At 64.5% G+C, this 15065-nt stretch carries 10 protein-coding genes and 2 tRNA genes; 2 read left to right on the forward strand and 10 right to left on the reverse strand.

The features are described from left to right. Positions 1–143: 143 nt before the first annotated feature. From ACFVYC_RS02590 to bcp, 7 genes are all read right to left on the reverse strand, one after another. Positions 144–1268 (reverse strand): LLM class flavin-dependent oxidoreductase, encoded by a 1125-nt coding sequence (locus ACFVYC_RS02590; RefSeq protein WP_387546225.1) that lies wholly within the window; start codon positions 1266–1268, stop codon positions 144–146. 117 nt (positions 1269–1385) lie between these two features. Further along, the gene (locus ACFVYC_RS02595; RefSeq protein WP_387546228.1) at positions 1386–4604 is read right to left on the reverse strand and encodes an efflux RND transporter permease subunit; all 3219 of its coding nucleotides are present in this window, start codon (positions 4602–4604) and stop codon (positions 1386–1388) included. A 71-nt stretch (positions 4605–4675) separates the two neighbouring features. Beyond that, complete coding sequence (locus tag ACFVYC_RS02600; protein ID WP_387546230.1) at positions 4676–6178, reverse strand: malate:quinone oxidoreductase; 1503 nt, start codon at positions 6176–6178, stop codon at positions 4676–4678. Between the two features lie 79 nt (positions 6179–6257). Continuing rightward, positions 6258–7928 carry an ABC transporter substrate-binding protein gene (locus tag ACFVYC_RS02605; protein ID WP_387546232.1) on the reverse strand — a complete coding sequence of 557 codons (1671 nt, stop codon included), beginning with the start codon at positions 7926–7928 and terminating at the stop codon, positions 6258–6260. A gap of 160 nt (positions 7929–8088) precedes the next feature. Then, positions 8089–8763 carry a fasciclin domain-containing protein gene (locus ACFVYC_RS02610; protein WP_387546235.1) on the reverse strand — a complete coding sequence of 225 codons (675 nt, stop codon included), beginning with the start codon at positions 8761–8763 and terminating at the stop codon, positions 8089–8091. Positions 8764–9028: 265 nt separating this feature from the next. Further along, positions 9029–9110, reverse strand: a tRNA-Leu gene (locus tag ACFVYC_RS02615). A 111-nt stretch (positions 9111–9221) separates the two neighbouring features. Further along, a complete protein-coding gene (gene bcp / locus ACFVYC_RS02620) occupies positions 9222–9695 on the reverse strand; it encodes a thioredoxin-dependent thiol peroxidase (protein ID WP_387546237.1) in 474 nt (157 codons plus the stop codon). A 96-nt stretch (positions 9696–9791) separates the two neighbouring features. Here bcp and ACFVYC_RS02625 point away from each other — a divergent pair, with 96 nt between their 5' ends. Continuing rightward, complete coding sequence (locus ACFVYC_RS02625) at positions 9792–10250, forward strand: MarR family winged helix-turn-helix transcriptional regulator (protein WP_387547107.1); 459 nt, start codon at positions 9792–9794, stop codon at positions 10248–10250. Positions 10251–10466: 216 nt separating this feature from the next. On the opposite strand, the gene ACFVYC_RS02630 is transcribed toward ACFVYC_RS02625, so the two are convergent. The 3 genes from ACFVYC_RS02630 to ACFVYC_RS02640 form a co-directional block, all read right to left on the reverse strand. Continuing rightward, positions 10467–10542 (reverse strand) — tRNA-Lys (locus ACFVYC_RS02630). 115 nt (positions 10543–10657) lie between these two features. Next, positions 10658–11593, reverse strand: a complete 936-nt coding sequence (locus ACFVYC_RS02635) for a PQQ-dependent sugar dehydrogenase (RefSeq protein WP_387546239.1) — start codon at positions 11591–11593, stop codon at positions 10658–10660. A gap of 169 nt (positions 11594–11762) precedes the next feature. Next, entirely contained in the window at positions 11763–12908 is a 1146-nt protein-coding gene (locus tag ACFVYC_RS02640; RefSeq protein WP_387546241.1) for a hypothetical protein, read from the reverse strand. A 326-nt stretch (positions 12909–13234) separates the two neighbouring features. Between ACFVYC_RS02640 and ilvD the strand changes: the two genes are divergently transcribed. Next, positions 13235–14956, forward strand: a complete 1722-nt coding sequence (gene ilvD, locus ACFVYC_RS02645) for a dihydroxy-acid dehydratase (protein ID WP_387546244.1) — start codon at positions 13235–13237, stop codon at positions 14954–14956. Positions 14957–15065 lie beyond the last annotated feature (109 nt).

The following is a 15065-nucleotide window of genomic DNA, read 5'->3' on the forward strand; positions in this document are numbered from 1 at the left end:
CAGGACGTCATACTCGTTCACCGCGAGCTTCCGGAAGGCCGGGCCGGCCTGCAGCTTGCGCATCACTGCCACCTGGGCCCGGAACAGCGATTCCCAGGTTTCCGCCGCGAGGCGGACCGGCGACTCTGTACTCTTGCCTGCCATCACGCCTCCGCCGCGGACTTTTCGGCGTCCTGGACCTGAGTGTCCTGGGCAGCGAGCAGTGCAGCCACCCGGCCGGCGTGGGTGGGGGGCCCGGGAACGTGTGCCGGCTTGCGGGCCGCGTATTCCTTGCGCAGGACGGGCAGGACTTCTTCGCCGAAGAGGTCCAGCTGCTCCAGCACGGTTTTCAGCGGCAGGCCTGCGTGGTCGATCAGGAACAGCTGCCGCTGGTAGTCGCCGAAGTAGTCCCGGAACGTCAGGGTCTTCTCGATGACTTCCTGCGGGCTGCCAACGGTCAGCGGCGTCTGGGACGTGAAATCCTCCAGGGACGGCCCGTGCCCGTAAACCGGAGCGTTATCGAAGTAGGGGCGGAACTCCTTGACGGCGTCCTGCGAGTTCTTCCGCATAAAGAACTGTCCGCCCAGGCCCACAATCGCCTGGTCTGCCTTGCCGTGGCCGTAGTGCTCGTAGCGCTCACGGTAGAGCCCGATCAGCTGCTGGTAGTGCTCCTTCGGCCAGAAAATGTTGTTGGCAAAGAAGCCGTCGCCGAAGTAGGCAGCCACCTCCGCGATCTGCGGGGTGCGGATGGAGCCGTGCCAGACGAAGGGGGCGACGCCGTCGAGCGGACGGGGGGTGGAGGTGAAGTTCTGCAGCGGGGTGCGGAACTTGCCGGACCAGTTCACGGTGTCCTCGTCCCACAGCTTGCGCAGCAGGCTGTAGTTTTCAATCGCCAGCTCCACGCCGTCCTGGATGTTCTTGCCAAACCACGGGTATACGGGAGCCGTGTTGCCGCGGCCCAGGACCAGGTCCACCCGGCCGTCGGACAGGTGCTGGAGCATCGCGAAGTCTTCGGCGATCTTCACCGGATCATTGGTGGTGATCAGTGTGGTGGCCGTGGACAGGGTGATGCGTTCGGTCTGCGCCGCGATGTAGGCAAGGGTGGTGGTGGGGGAGGAGGAAAAGAAGGGCCGGTTGTGGTGCTCGCCCAGGGCATAGACATCCATGCCGATTTCCTCGACCTTTTTGGCGATGGCGACCGAGGCCTTGATGCGCTCGTTCTCGGTGGGGATCCGGCCCGTGGTGGGATCCTGGGTGATGTCGCTGACGCTGAAAACACCGATCTGCATGATGTGCCCTTCCGTTGCTTGCACTTGCTGGCCTGGATTCCAGTATAGGCCAATTTAGATGCATTTGCATCTATCGCCGGGTACAACGCTGCCGGCCGGAAATTATTCCGCTGTAGTTTACTCGGGGCTTCCGGGTGCGGCCCGGCGCCCGCTGACCTTGGGGACCATGCCCGTGGTCCAATCCCGGAACTCGTCGTCCACATCCGCGCCGGCCCCAAACTCCGGGCGTTCCTGCAGTTCCCGGAGCAATGCTTTCCGTTCGCGGCGGCCTTCCACGAGGCGGTAGAGCACAGGGACCAGCACCAGGGTGAGGGCGGTGGAGGAGATCAGGCCGCCGATGACCACCACGGCCAGCGGCTGGGAGATGAAACCTCCGCCACCGGTAAGGCCCAGCGCCATGGGGGTGAGGGCAAAGACGGTGGCCAAGGCCGTCATCAGGATCGGGCGGAGACGCTGGCGGGCGCCATGCGTGATCGCATCAGCCACGTTCATTCCCGGCCGCCCATCCCGTGGCTGCCGGTACTGGTTGATGAGGTCGATGAGCACAATGGCGTTCGTGACCACGATTCCCACCAGCATCAGCATGCCGATCAACGAAGGCAGCCCCAGCGGAACCCCCGTTGCCAGGAGCAGGACCACGGCTCCGGTGGCCGCAAAAGGCACCGAGACCAACAGGATCAACGGCTGGATGAGCGACTTGAACGTGGCCACCATAATCACGTACACGATGGCGATCGCGGCCAGCAGGGCAAGCCCGAGTTGCTGGAAGGACTCCTGCTGCTGGGTAGTGGCGCCGCCGAGTTCCGCGGTGACACCCGCCGGCAGCTGCACCCCTTCGAGGCGTTTTTGCACCTCCGCGTTGACCGCACCGAGGTTGGATTCCGACGGCGTCACGGAGACGCGCGCCGTGCGCTGGCCGTTGCTGGCCGTGATGGATACCGGCACGTCCACCTGTTCCACGGAGGCGATGCTGCCCAGCGTCACGGGGGCGCCCGCGGCCGGCAGCGGGACGCTGCGGACGGCATCGATGCTTGTGAACCTGGTGCCCTGGCCGATTTGGACGGGAAAGTCGTTGGTGTCGATCCGGACGGTTCCGGCGGGGATGGGGCTGATGGTCGAGGCGAGTACCCCGGCCACCTGTTCTTCGTTAAGGCCGGCGGCCACAGCTTTCGCCCTGTCTACTTTCACCTGTACCACCGGCTGGCTGGCGGCAAGGTTGGTTGCCACCTCACTGGTGCCCGGGACGCCCGTCATGGCCTCGACCATGGCGTCGCTTGCTGCCTGCAGGTCTGCCGTAGTGGCGGCCTTGATGGTGATGTCCACCGTTGACGAGGTGCCGAAGCCGCCCTGCTGGGTGCCCACCGAAATCTTCCCGGAGTCGGGGACCTTTGTCAGCTCGTTCCGCACGGTCTCCTGCAGCTGCTCCTGGTCCGCCTTCTCATCCGTCACCACCGTGAAGGTGGAATTCGAGGAACCGGTAGAGGTAAGTGCGGCAAAACCAGCCTGGGCATTGCCGGACGTCAGCTGGACGTCGCGGACGCCGTCGATCCCGCGCAGCACCCCCTCGAGGCGGATGGCTGCGGCACTGGTGTCCGGGAGGCTGGTGCCGGCCGGGAGTACCTGGCGGACAGTCAGGCTGTTCTGGCCGGAGTTGCCCAGCAGGTTCGTGGCCAGCAGCGGCGTCATGGCGGCGGTGGCTCCCAGGACCAGGGCGGCGGCCACGAGGGTGATGACGGGATGCTTCTGTGTCTTAGAGAGGATGGGCAGGTAGCCCCGCTGCAGCCTGCTGCGCTGTTCCGCTTCCAACGCTTTGGCCCGTGCCTCGGCCGCGTTCCGGTTGGCGGCGTCGCTGCCCGGGCTGTATCCGGGATTACGCAGGAACCAGTAGGCGAGCACCGGAACTATGGTCAGCGAGACCAGCAGGGAGGCCAGCAAGGCCATGGTGACTGTGAGTGCGAAAGGCCTGAATAGCTCGCCCGCCAGTTCGCCCACGAAAGCGATGGGGAGGAAGACCGCCACGGTGGTGAGGGTGGAGGCTGTGATGGCGCCGGCCACTTCCCTGATGGCTGTCAGGATGGCGGTGACTTTGTCTTCCCCGTAGCTGAGATGACGCTTGATGTTTTCGATGACCACGATCGAGTCGTCCACTACCCGGCCGATAGCAATGGTGAGCGCCCCGAGCGTGAGGATGTTCAGCGAGTACCCGGTGGCGGACAGGCCGATGAACGTGATGAGCAGCGAGAGCGGGATGGACACGGCAGTCACAAGCGTGGAGCGGGCAGACATCAGGAACACCAGGATGACGGCGACGGCGAAGCCCAGTCCCAGCAGGCCCTCGGTGGTGAGGTCCTTGATGGATTTTTCGATGAACGGGGCCTGGTCGAACACCGGCGTGAACTTCGCGTTCGATCCCAGTTCGGCCTCCAGCTCGCCAAGCGTGCCACGTACGGCATGCGAGATGCCTACCGTGTCACCTTCGGGCTTCTTGGTGACGGAGACGGCGAGCGTCTCTTCGCCGTTGGTCCGCGTGATGGAGGTGCGCTCGTCGTCTTTAAGGGAAACGTCGGCCACGGAACCGAGGGTGGCGGCGTTTTTCGCCCCCGCGATGGGCAGTGCCTTGATGGCGTCCAGTGAATCGACAGGGCTGCCGATCTGCAGGGACAGTGTTTTGCCCTGCTCCTCAAGGGTGCCGGCCGGAACGAGGGTGCCGTTGGTGCCCAACGCGTCGCGGAGGGAGGTGATGGTCGCTCCGGCGGAAGCCATGGCTTCCGGGCGGGGAAGGATCTCGATGTGCTGGGTGGCGCCGCCGGTCACGTCGGCGCCCCGGACGCCGTCGATCTTCTGCAGCCGGGGCACGCTCAGCCGCTGGAGGTCCGCGTTTAGATCGCTGAGCGATTTGTCCGAGGACACCGCCAGGAACACGATGGGGAAGTCGTTGATGCTGCCGGCAAAAGCCTGCGGCTGTACGTCTTCAGGCAGGGAACGTTTGGCGTTGGAGATGGCCCGGTCGATCTGGTTCCGGGCCCGGTCCAGGTTGGAGCCGTACGTGAAGACCATGGTGATCTGGGAGACGCCGTTGCGCGACGTGGAGGAGGTGGATTCCAGCCCCTCCACGCCGTTCAGCGCAGTCTCCAGCGGCCCGCTGACCTGCTTGTCCACCACCTCCGGGGACGCGCCCGGCATGGCTGTCAGTACCGTGATCTGGGGGAACTCGATCGAAGGGATGAGTTCCTGCTTCAGTGACGACATGGTGATCACGCCGAAGACGGAAGCGAAAACGGTGATCAGTGCGATCAATGCCCGGTTTGCAAGTGAGAGTTGTGCCAGCCGGAACATCGAATCGGTCTCCTGTGGGGTTTTGGCGAAACTGTTGTGTGCCGGAAGCCGGACACTAACCCCGGAAGGGGTCAGTGGCCGGCGGAAACGCTCTCCAGCTGAAGGGACCTGGCAGTCGCCCTTTCGAGCTCCACCGCAAGTTCCGGGTTGTCGTCGAGCTTGACGCCGTAGCCGGGCATCATGTCCTTGAGCTTGGACTGCCAGCCCTTGAAGTTCTTCGGGAAGGCCTTCCGCAGCAGTTCGATCATGATGGGCACCGCGGTGGAGGCTCCGGGGGAAGCCCCCAGGAGTGCGCCGATGGAGCCGTCCCGGCCGGCGATGACTTCAGTGCCGAACTGAAGGACGCCGCCCTTTTGCGGGTCTTTCTTAATGATCTGTACACGCTGTCCGGCCGTAATGAGTTCCCAGTCGCCTGCCTTGGCCTCCGGGTAGTACTCGCGAAGGGCTTCCACCTTGTCGGCGTGCTTCTTCGCCACTTCCTTGACCAGGTAGGCCGTGAGGTCCATGTTGTCCTTGGCAACGGCCAGCATGGGGATGATGTTGCCGGGCCGGATGGACAGCGGCAGGTCCAGGTAGGAGCCGCTCTTCAGGAAGTTGGTGGAGAACCCGGCGTAGGGGCCGAACAGCAGAGAACGCTTGCCGTTGACGTATCGGGTGTCCAGGTGCGGCACGGACATGGGAGGAGCTCCTACGGAGGCCTGGCCGTAAACCTTGGCGCTGTGCTGCGCCGCCAGGGTCTCGTCCGTGCAGCGGAAGAACTGCCCGGAAACCGGGAAGCCGCCGTAGCCCTTGCTTTCCGGAATGCCGGAAGCCTGGAGCAGGTGCAGCGCGCCGCCGCCGGCGCCCACGAACACAAACTTTGCGTGGATCTTGCTGTGTTCCCCGGACCTGGGGTGTTTGAGCGAAAGGTTCCAGCCGCCGTCGGACGCCTTGGAGATGCCTGTGACATCGTGGCCGTAGTTGATTTCGACGCCGTTGTTCCCCAGGTAGGTGGTCAGCTCCTTGGTGAGTGCCCCGAAGTCCACATCTGTGCCTTCGGCAGCGCGGGTAGCCGCGATCCGCTCCTTGGGATCGCGCCCCTTGACGATCAGCGGAGCCCACTTGCCGATCTGGCCGTGGTCCTCGGAGTACTCCATGCTGCGGAAGAGGGCGTGCGGTTTCAGCGCCTCATAGCGGGTCTTCAGGAACTTCGTGTTCGGCTCGCCGATCACAAAGCTCATGTGGGGCACGGTGTTGATGAAGCCCTTGGGAGACCCGATCAGGGATTGGTCCACGAGGTGTGACCAGAACTGGCGGGAAAGCTGGAACTGCTCGTTGATGAGCAGTGCCTTGGTGGGGTCCACTGAGCCGTCTTTGGCTGCGGGGGAGTAGTTGAGCTCGCAGAGCGCGGCGTGGCCGGTTCCTGCGTTGTTCCATGGTCCGGAGCTTTCCAGCCCCGGCTCGTCCAGCCGCTCGAACATGGAGATGGTCCAGTTCGGCTCCAGCTGCTTGATGAATGCCCCCAGCGTGGCGCTCATGATGCCGCCGCCAATCAGGACGACGTCGGCATGTGGGGTCTTGGAAATGAAGGTCACGATCAGTCTCCGATTGCAGCGGCTCTGGCTGTCACAGAATATCCCCGGGCAGCCCTACTACTGAAATTGGGCTGGCCCGTCAAGGCTTCAGTTGCACTTTAGTGAAAACTTCGTTTAAGACAGGCGACGCCGGATAGCTGACCACCCGGTCCGAGAGAGCCAGTGCGGAGATGGGGAAAGCGATGGGCACCGCGGGGACGGATGCCGCGATTTGGGCATTGATGGTGTGATACTGCTCATCGCGTTCTTCTCCCTCCGGCAACCCTCGTGCCCGGTTGATCTTCGAGAAGACCTGGGGATCGTGGTAGCCGAACTCGCCGTTCTTCTCCCCAAAGAGGGGGCCAACAAAGTTGTCGGCGTCCGAGTATGAGCCGTTCCAGCCCAGAAGGTGGAGCGCATGGTCGCCCGGGGACTGGACCTTCTGGAGGTAGCCTTCGGACCAGTCCACCGGTACAGGCTGGATGTTGAACCCTGCCGCGGTCAGCTGCCGGCTAACTTCGGCGTAAACCTTTTCCGGGGTGGGCAGGTACGGCCGGGTGACGTTCAGGGGGTAGTAGAACCTCAGCGCTTCACCGGCGTAACCGGCCTCCTTGAGGTACTCCTTGGCTTTGGCGGGGTCGTGGCCCAGTGCAGGGGCGTCATTGTTGAACCCGCTGATTTTCGGCGGGACAAACTGTGTGGCCGCGGCGGTGTTATCGATGAAGAACTTCCGGATCAACGTCTCTTTGTCGATCGCCAACTCGATGGCCTGCCGGACTTTCAGGTTCTGCAGGATGGGAATCTCCTGGTTGAGCCCTAAGTACATCACCGAGAACGGATCGCGCTGAACTATCTGTTTGCCGCGTTTGACCAGTTGGTCGAAGTTGCCCACCGTCACAGCGTCGTATCCATCGATCCTGCCGTCCAACAGTGCCTGAAGGCGCGCCTGCGGGTGGTTGTAGGCCACAAAGTTGATGGTGGCAATCTGGCCGCGTTCCCCCCAGTAGGACGGATTGCCGGCCAGGGTCACGCTGCCTTCGTCCCAGGACTTCAGACTGAACGGACCCGTCCCCACCGGATTGGCGCCGAAGGCGGACATGGCCTGCCCGCCGCGGTTCTGGTTCAGTACATCGGCGTTGCCTGCGGCCAGGGCTGCTGGGGAGGCGATGGCGAAGGCGGGAAGGGTCAGCGCCTGCAGGAATGCGGTGAAGCGCTGCGTGAGGTCGATCTGCAGGGTGTCGGCGGACAACGCGGTGCAGCTTTTGAAGATGGACAGCCCGGCCTCGTCCGAGTGCGCCTTGAACACGCCCTGGAACGAGCTGCCGGGGGCCTGCCGGCGCAGGTCTGCGGAGAAGGCAAACCAGCGGTTGAAATTAGTGCACACTGCGTCGGCGTTGAACGGGGTGCCGTCCTGGAAGGTGACACCGCTGCGGAGCTTGAAGGTGTACGTCCGGCCCTCGTTTGATTCGCTCCATTCCGTGGCGAGCAGCGGAGTGGGTTTGCCGGTGGTCTGGTCCACGCCCACCAGTCCCTCGAGGATCTGCCGGGTGATGCGCTGGGACTCAACATCGCTGGACAGCGCCGGGTCCAGGCCCAGCGGCTGCACTGCGGTGCCGAAGTTGAAGGTTGCCGTGGGTTCAGGCGCGGCGCTGGGGGTTGGTGTGGATGACGACGGGGAAGGGGCTGGGGCGCCCGTGCACGAGGTGACGCTCAACGCCAGGAGGACGGCGCCGGTTGTTAGGACGGTCCGCCGCGAAGGACTGCTGGGCACTCGTTTATCACCTCTGGATCTTGCCGGCGCCGCCGACTGCGGGCCGGACCCAGTCTAGTTGACCCCTAATCCCGTTTCCGGAGGCCCGCGGTGCAAGCCCGGAAAACGCAAACCGGGACCCGATCCTCAAGGATCAGGCCCCGGTTCAGCCATGACCGGATTACTGGGGCATCAGCACCGAGTCGATCAGGTAGACCGTGGCGTTCTTCGTCTTGACACCGCCGCAGATCACGTTGGCGTCGTCAACCTTAAGGGCGTCACCGCTGCCGGTAACCGTAACGGAACCGCCTTGGACGGTGGCGTGGGTGCCGGCAATCTGGTCAGGAGTGATCTGGCCCGGAACCACGTGGTACGTGAGGATCTTGCTCAGGAGCGCATCATCCGTTTTCAGCGTTTCGATGGTGGCCGGGTCGATTTTCGCGAAAGCGTCATCAACGGGTGCGAAGACCGTAAACTCGTCCCCGTTGAGGGTGTCCACGAGGTCCACCTTCGGGTTCAGCTTGCCGGAGACGGCGGAAGTCAGGGTGGTCAGAATGGGGTTGTTGGATGCCGCGACGGCCACCGGGTCCAGTGCCATGCCTTCAACGGAGCCCGCGCCGCTGGGAACCTGCTCGGCATAGCCTGCACAGCCCGGGCCCACGAGGTTCGCGGCCGGATCCATGGCAGCGGCCGAGGAGCTGGCTGACGGCGAGGGGGCCATGCTGGAGGCCGACGGTGCGGCAGCCGGGGCGGAGGAACTTGAGGTGCCGGCCGAGCCGCCACACGCCGTGAGGCTGAGCAGAGCTGCAGCCGCGACGCCTGCGACCGTGAAAGTTGTGCGCTTGATTGTCTGCATTTCGGTTCTCCTTGGGGTTTAGCGTTTCGCCGGCCGCGGACAGGATGTCCGGGGCTTACGTGGCATCTGGCTGGTGGGCACCTGCCCTTGGCTGGTGTCTCAATGGGTATTCGGGAGTTGCACGAATACGGATGGGTCAAACGTCACGAAGTTTTTGGGCGGACTGCGGTTTGTCGGCATGTCGCCTGCGGATGCGCGGCGAACCCCGCAGGCTTTAACGGAAAAAATCCCCCGGCCGGAGCCGGAGGATCTCTTCTTTCCAATGTGCGCAAGGGGGGACTTGAACCCCCACGCCCGAAGGCACAGGAACCTAAATCCTGCGTGTCTGCCAATTTCACCACTCGCGCTTGGCCCGGCAGCGTTTCCCAAGCCGTCAACAGGGCTGGATAACGTACGACGCCGGATGCCAGTTTTATTGTAGCGTCGCGCAGGCGGGGCCTGCGTCAGCAGCCGTCAGGTCAGGCGTCCAGCTTCAGGTCCCGGCGGAGCTTCGCCACGTGTCCCGTGGCGCGGACGTTGTATTGGGCGAGCGCCACTTTGCCGTCCGGATCCACCACGATGGTGGAGCGGATGAGGCCCTCGTAGGTTTTGCCGTAATTTTTCTTTTCACCCCAGGCCCCATAGGCCTCCGCAATGGCATGGTCCTCGTCCGAGAGCAACGGAAAGCTGAGGGCTTCCTTGGCGGCGAACTTTGCGAGTTTCTCCACCGGGTCGGGGGAGATGCCCAGGACGTCGTATCCGGCTGACTGCAGTGAGGCAAGGTTGTCCCGGAAGTCACAGGCTTCCTTGGTGCACCCGGGTGTTGCAGCTGCGGGGTAGAAGTAGACGATGGTGTGGCGGCCCGGGCGCGGTGCCAGGCCAGCGTCGTTACCGGCTGCATCCTTGAGCATGAATGGGGGCGCCGTGTCACCGGTTACGAGTCTGTCAGCCAATGTTTTTCTCCTTGTTGCAGGCGGGACACACCAGCCTAGTAAGCCGTCCGGACCAGTGCTAATCGACACTTGGCTATACTTGCTGCTATGCCTGATATGGATCACTGGCCCACAGGGCGCCTCTTGTCCACTGCTGCGCGCCTCGTCGAACACTCCTGGAACGAAAAACTCGGGGCCATTGGCCTCACGCATGCGGGTGTTATTGCCATCGAGGTTCTCAACGCGCAGGGACCCATGACCCAGGCGCAGCTTGCCCAATACGTGCGTGTCCAGGCCCAGACCATGGGCAAAACCCTCAGCAGGCTGGAGTCCCACGGCCACATCGCACGGGTTCGCAGCACGTCTGACCGTAGAAGTCATGTGGTATCGCTCACTGAGCGGGGCAAGGAAGCCGTTGCAGCGGCGGTGGAAATGGAGCGTACAGTCCTGGCAGCCGCCACCATTGACCCCGATGTCCTGCGGCAGGAACTTAAGGCAGTTGTCCGGGAGTTGGCCAGCCAGTTCGGATCATCAACAACCGGAGCGCTCCTGGAAAACCCGTCCATGACGCCCTAAGCGTCGCTGTGCGTTTCGTGCGGCCTGCGTCCAGGCGTGACCCCAACTTCTTTTGAAGTTGAGGTCACGCCTTATCTTTTATCCAGTCATCGGTCAGCCCCCTCTAATTCCTGAGGAGGCCGAAGGGGTGCTCGGCGGGCCGCCCCGCACTAAATGGCTGACAAAACAAAACAGCCCCCGGCCCGCGTTTCCGCAAGCCAGGAGCTGTTTTCCCAGTGGTGCACCCCCCGGGACTTGAACCCGGAACCCATTGATTAAGAGTCAATTGCTCTGCCAATTGAGCTAGAGGTGCATCTTTTGTTTCAATCGTTTGGGGCTTTTTGTTTCCCCGTTGATCTCCGCAACGACATGAAACTCTACACGAAGTTCCGGTGCATGTGAAATCGAGGCCCATGGGTGCCCCCTGCCTAATTCGGAGGAGGCAGAACCAGCACAAAATCAGGGTTTTCGTTGTTGGTGAGCAGCCAAAAACCGCCGTCGGGCGTCCGCACGACGTCCCGTATCCGCCCGTACTCGCGTGTGAAATGGGCCACAGGAGTTCCGGTCTCTTCACCGGCGATGGGAACCGTCCACATCCGCTGGCCGCGAAGTGCCCCCAGGTACGCCGTTGTGCCGGCTATCTCCAGGCCGCTGGGGGAGGACTCGCCGGTGGACGGCCAGACAACTTTTGCGTCCCGGAATTCCGGCCTGTGCGGGGCGCCGGTGACCGCCGGCCACCCGTAGTTTCCACCGGCCACTATCAGGTTCAGCTCATCATTTACGTCCGGCCCGAACTCACTGGCCCAAAGCCGTCCGTCGCTGTCCCATGCCAGACCCTGGACGTTTCTGTGCCCGAGACTATAGACGGCGTTGCCGAAGGGGTTGCCAGGTGCCGGTCCGCCGTCGGAGGTCAGGCGAAGGATCTTGCCGCCGAGGGCTTCCGGGTCCTGTGGTTGGTCCCGGCGCTGGGAGTCGCCCGTCCCGACATAAAGGAAGCCGTCCGGCCCAAACCGGATCCTTCCGCCGTTGTGCGTGGAGGCCTTTGGAATCCCCGTGAAGATCACTTCCGGTTCCCCCAGGGCCAGCCTTCCGTCGCCGGCCGTTTCCAATCGAAGGCGGGCTATGCGGTTGTCGGCCTGGGCCGTGAAGTAGGCGTAGAGGAATCGGTCTGACGCGAAGCCGGGGGAAAGCGCGAGTCCCAGCAAGCCGCCTTCTCCGCCCGGCACGACGCCGGGCACTTCGCCCACGGTGCTGGCTTCCCCAGCGCGCACAGCTTTGAGCATGGCGCTGTCGCGCTCCGAAATGATCGCAGTGCCGTCGGGCATAAACACCGCGGCCCAGGGGATGCTCAGTTGGAGGTCCATCCGCCGGGACACTTCCGGGGCAGGGCCCGTGGGCGTCCCCAGGGACCCGTCGCTGCCGGTGGGCGTTCCATCCGGGTTGCCGGTACACGCTGCCAGGAGCAGGGCCAGGGACGCGGTGGCCGCAGCCAGCGCAGCGCCCAGGCGGGCCGGCCCGCCTGGGCGCGTCCTGCTAGATCCGCCTCCGCCGTGGCGCCCTGAACCCCGCAGCCTCGGCGTGGGCGGCCGATTCAAACCACACTTCAGCCCTGGCCTGCTCATACTCGGGGTGTCCCTCCTCGTAGTAGACCATCTCGCCGGCGACACCCTTCACAGTGAGGTCCGCTGGCCCGCTGCCGTCGGCGGCGGCAGACGCCGAGCCCTCGCCGTACGGCTGCTCCGCCGCGAGGTGCCCTGCAGGTGGCTCCTGCACGGCCGGCTGCTCCCGGCTTGCCTCCTGCTCCTGCACGGCCGGGGCATCGCCGCCCAGCGGGCTCTGGGTGTGGTCCGCCCCGGTTTCCACCAACGCTGAGGACTGCGTCCGGTCCTGGGTCTCGGTTGCTCCGGCATTGCTGGGGAGGCGGATGCCCGCGGGGGCCGCATTCGCTTCGGTTTCCGTGGGACCGGACGTGCCCGCTGATGGGACAGGAAAGGACGCCCCGGGGCCTGCGTCGTCCGCGTCCTCTACAGCTGCTGTCTCAGCGCCCGGCAGGGTGGGGGCCTGGGGTTCGGTGTACTCCGGATGGTGAACCGGAGCTTGGCCCGCTGGCTGCCCTTGCCCGGAGGAGGCGGCATCAGCGGCCGACGCCGGTGCGGCACCTTCCCGGTGGCCTGTTCCATCGTGGGGCTGCGCAGGTCCGTTGTGGGGGTGCGCAGGCCCAGACGCCTCCGACCACTGGGTTTCCCATTCAGCGGCATCCTGGCGGCGGCGTTCCTCATGCGGAACGCCTTCAGTACCGCCCGTCGCCGCGCCGGTGCCAGTTCCGGCTTCGGTGCTGCCCGTGGCCGCGCCGGCGCTCACGGCGGAAGAACCTGTGGCGCTGGGCTCTGGCCGGTCGGCAGCCGCGGCCGGCTCTTCTGCGGCGGTGGTGGGCGGTACGGGTTCGGCCGGGCGGCCGAATCCGACGGCACCGGCAACGCCAGTGGTCGCGGCTGCTTCGGCCGAAGCCGCTGCGTTGCCGCCGGACAGTGCACCCTCAGTGTGCGTCCCTCCGGCGGTGCTGGTCGTGCCGGCCTGTCCGGCGTCCCCGGATGCCGCGGCGGAGTTTTTCGCCTTCACCCGCCACCACACAACACCTGCAATCACAGCGAGCAGGATGATCAATAAGACAACTTCCATGGCGGGTCCTTCAGTCGGATGGCAAGGTGCACTTTCTCCGACGCTACGTCGGGTCATCATCGCTGTCCAGCACTTTGACCTGCCGGAACTCTGCATTCAGGGCGTCGGGAGGGTGAGAAGGGCCCATCCACAAATCAGGAGCCGGGTTCTGGTCCTGCAGGGAAGCAAAATGGCGCGTGATCAACCCCACAGTAGGGGAGGGGGGCAGCCGCCCATCTCACTATTTGAGATACAAGTCCACTATTTGAACGAAATATTCCCGATTTTGCGCTTTACCGGTCCTGGCTTGTCGTTGCGCCGTCATACGGAGCCATAGACTTTCCCCTATGAGTGAGGACACCCAGATCGCGACCGACAACAAGCCTGACATCAAACCCCGCAGCCGGGTAGTAACCGACGGCATCCACGCCGCCCCCGCACGCGGCATGTTCCGCGCGGTGGGAATGGGCGATGACGACTTCGCCAAGCCCCAGGTCGGCGTCGCGAGTTCCTGGAACGAAATCACCCCCTGCAACCTTTCCCTTAACCGCCTTGCCCAGGGCGCCAAGGAAGGCGTCCACGCGGGAGGTGGGTTCCCCATGCAGTTCGGCACCATCTCCGTCTCGGACGGAATCTCCATGGGCCACGAGGGCATGCACTTCTCGCTGGTTTCGCGTGAAGTCATTGCCGACTCCGTTGAAACCGTGATGCAGGCAGAGCGCATCGACGGTTCCGTCCTGCTGGCCGGCTGCGACAAGTCCCTCCCGGGAATGCTGATGGCAGCAGCCCGCCTGGACCTGTCCAGCGTGTTCCTCTACGCCGGCTCCATCATGCCCGGTTGGGTAAAGCTTGAGGACGGCTCCGAAAAGGAAGTCACGCTCATCGACGCTTTCGAGGCGGTCGGTGCCTGTGCCGCCGGCAAGATGAGCATGGAGGACCTGACCCGCATCGAAAAGGCCATCTGTCCGGGCGAAGGCGCCTGCGGCGGCATGTACACGGCCAACACCATGGCCTGCATCGGCGAGGCCCTGGGTATGTCCCTGCCCGGTTCCGCTGCCCCTCCCTCGGCAGACCGCCGTCGTGATGAATTTGCCCGGAAGTCCGGCGAAGCGGTGGTCAACCTGCTCCGCGAGGGCATCACTGCGCGCGACATCATGACCAAGAAGGCCTTCGAGAACGCCATCGCCGTCACCATGGCCTTCGGCGGCTCCACCAACGCCGTCCTGCACCTGCTGGCCATCGCCCGGGAGGCCGAAGTCGAGCTGACCCTCGATGACTTCAACCGCATCGGCGACAAGATCCCGCACCTTGGCGACCTGAAGCCCTTCGGCCGCTACGTCATGACTGACGTGGACAAGATCGGCGGCGTGCCCGTGATCATGAAGGCACTGCTCGACGCCGGCCTGCTGCACGGCGACTGCCTCACCGTCACGGGCAAGACTGTCGCCGAGAACCTCGATGCGATCAACCCCCCGGACGTCGACGGCAAGATCCTCCGCGCGCTGGACAACCCCATCCACAAGACCGGCGGCATCACCATCCTGCACGGCACCATGGCCCCCGAGGGCGCAGTGGTGAAGAGCGCCGGGTTCGACGCCGACGTCTTTGAAGGAACTGCACGCGTCTTTGAGCGCGAGCAGGGTGCCCTGGATGCCCTTGACAACGGCCGGATCCACGCCGGCGACGTTGTGGTCATCCGCTACGAAGGCCCCAAGGGCGGCCCCGGCATGCGCGAGATGCTTGCCATTACGGGCGCCATCAAGGGTGCAGGCCTCGGCAAGGACGTCCTGCTCCTCACCGACGGCCGCTTCTCCGGCGGCACCACTGGCCTGTGCATCGGCCACGTTGCTCCTGAAGCAGTCGACGGCGGCCCGATCGCCTTCGTGAAGGACGGCGACCGGATCCGCGTGGACATCGCCGCCCGCAGCTTCGACCTGCTGGTGGACGAAGCAGAGCTCGAAACCCGCAAGGTGGGCTGGGAGCCGTTGCCGGCTAGGTACACCAAGGGCGTCCTGGCAAAGTACGCCAAGCTGGTACACAGCGCCAGCACGGGCGCGTACTGCGGGTAGCGCCTACCCGGGCCGTTTGGCGGGTTGCGGCCAAAGGCCCGGGGCCCGGGGGGCTACCCGTATTTAGGCCTGCCCGCGTTTGTGGGGGGGGTAAGCAAGGCGGCCGTGG

This window comes from Pseudarthrobacter sp. NPDC058329, assembly GCF_042879835.1.
In the GTDB taxonomy this organism is placed as follows: Bacteria; Actinomycetota; Actinomycetes; order Actinomycetales; family Micrococcaceae; genus Arthrobacter.

What these genes read in the sequence shown, in the direction of transcription:
- ACFVYC_RS02590 (WP_387546225.1), bottom strand. Translation starts at nt 1,268, where the DNA reads ATGCAGATCGGTGTTTTCAGCGTCAGCGACATCACCCAGGATCCCACC.
- ACFVYC_RS02625 (WP_387547107.1), top strand. Translation starts at nt 9,792, where the DNA reads ATGGATCACTGGCCCACAGGGCGCCTCTTGTCCACTGCTGCGCGCCTC.
- ACFVYC_RS02595 (WP_387546228.1), bottom strand. Translation starts at nt 4,604, where the DNA reads ATGTTCCGGCTGGCACAACTCTCACTTGCAAACCGGGCATTGATCGCA.
- ACFVYC_RS02635 (WP_387546239.1), bottom strand. Translation starts at nt 11,593, where the DNA reads ATGGACCTCCAACTGAGCATCCCCTGGGCCGCGGTGTTTATGCCCGAC.
- ACFVYC_RS02640 (WP_387546241.1), bottom strand. Translation starts at nt 12,908, where the DNA reads ATGGAAGTTGTCTTATTGATCATCCTGCTCGCTGTGATTGCAGGTGTT.
- ilvD (WP_387546244.1), top strand. Translation starts at nt 13,235, where the DNA reads ATGAGTGAGGACACCCAGATCGCGACCGACAACAAGCCTGACATCAAA.
- ACFVYC_RS02610 (WP_387546235.1), bottom strand. Translation starts at nt 8,763, where the DNA reads ATGCAGACAATCAAGCGCACAACTTTCACGGTCGCAGGCGTCGCGGCT.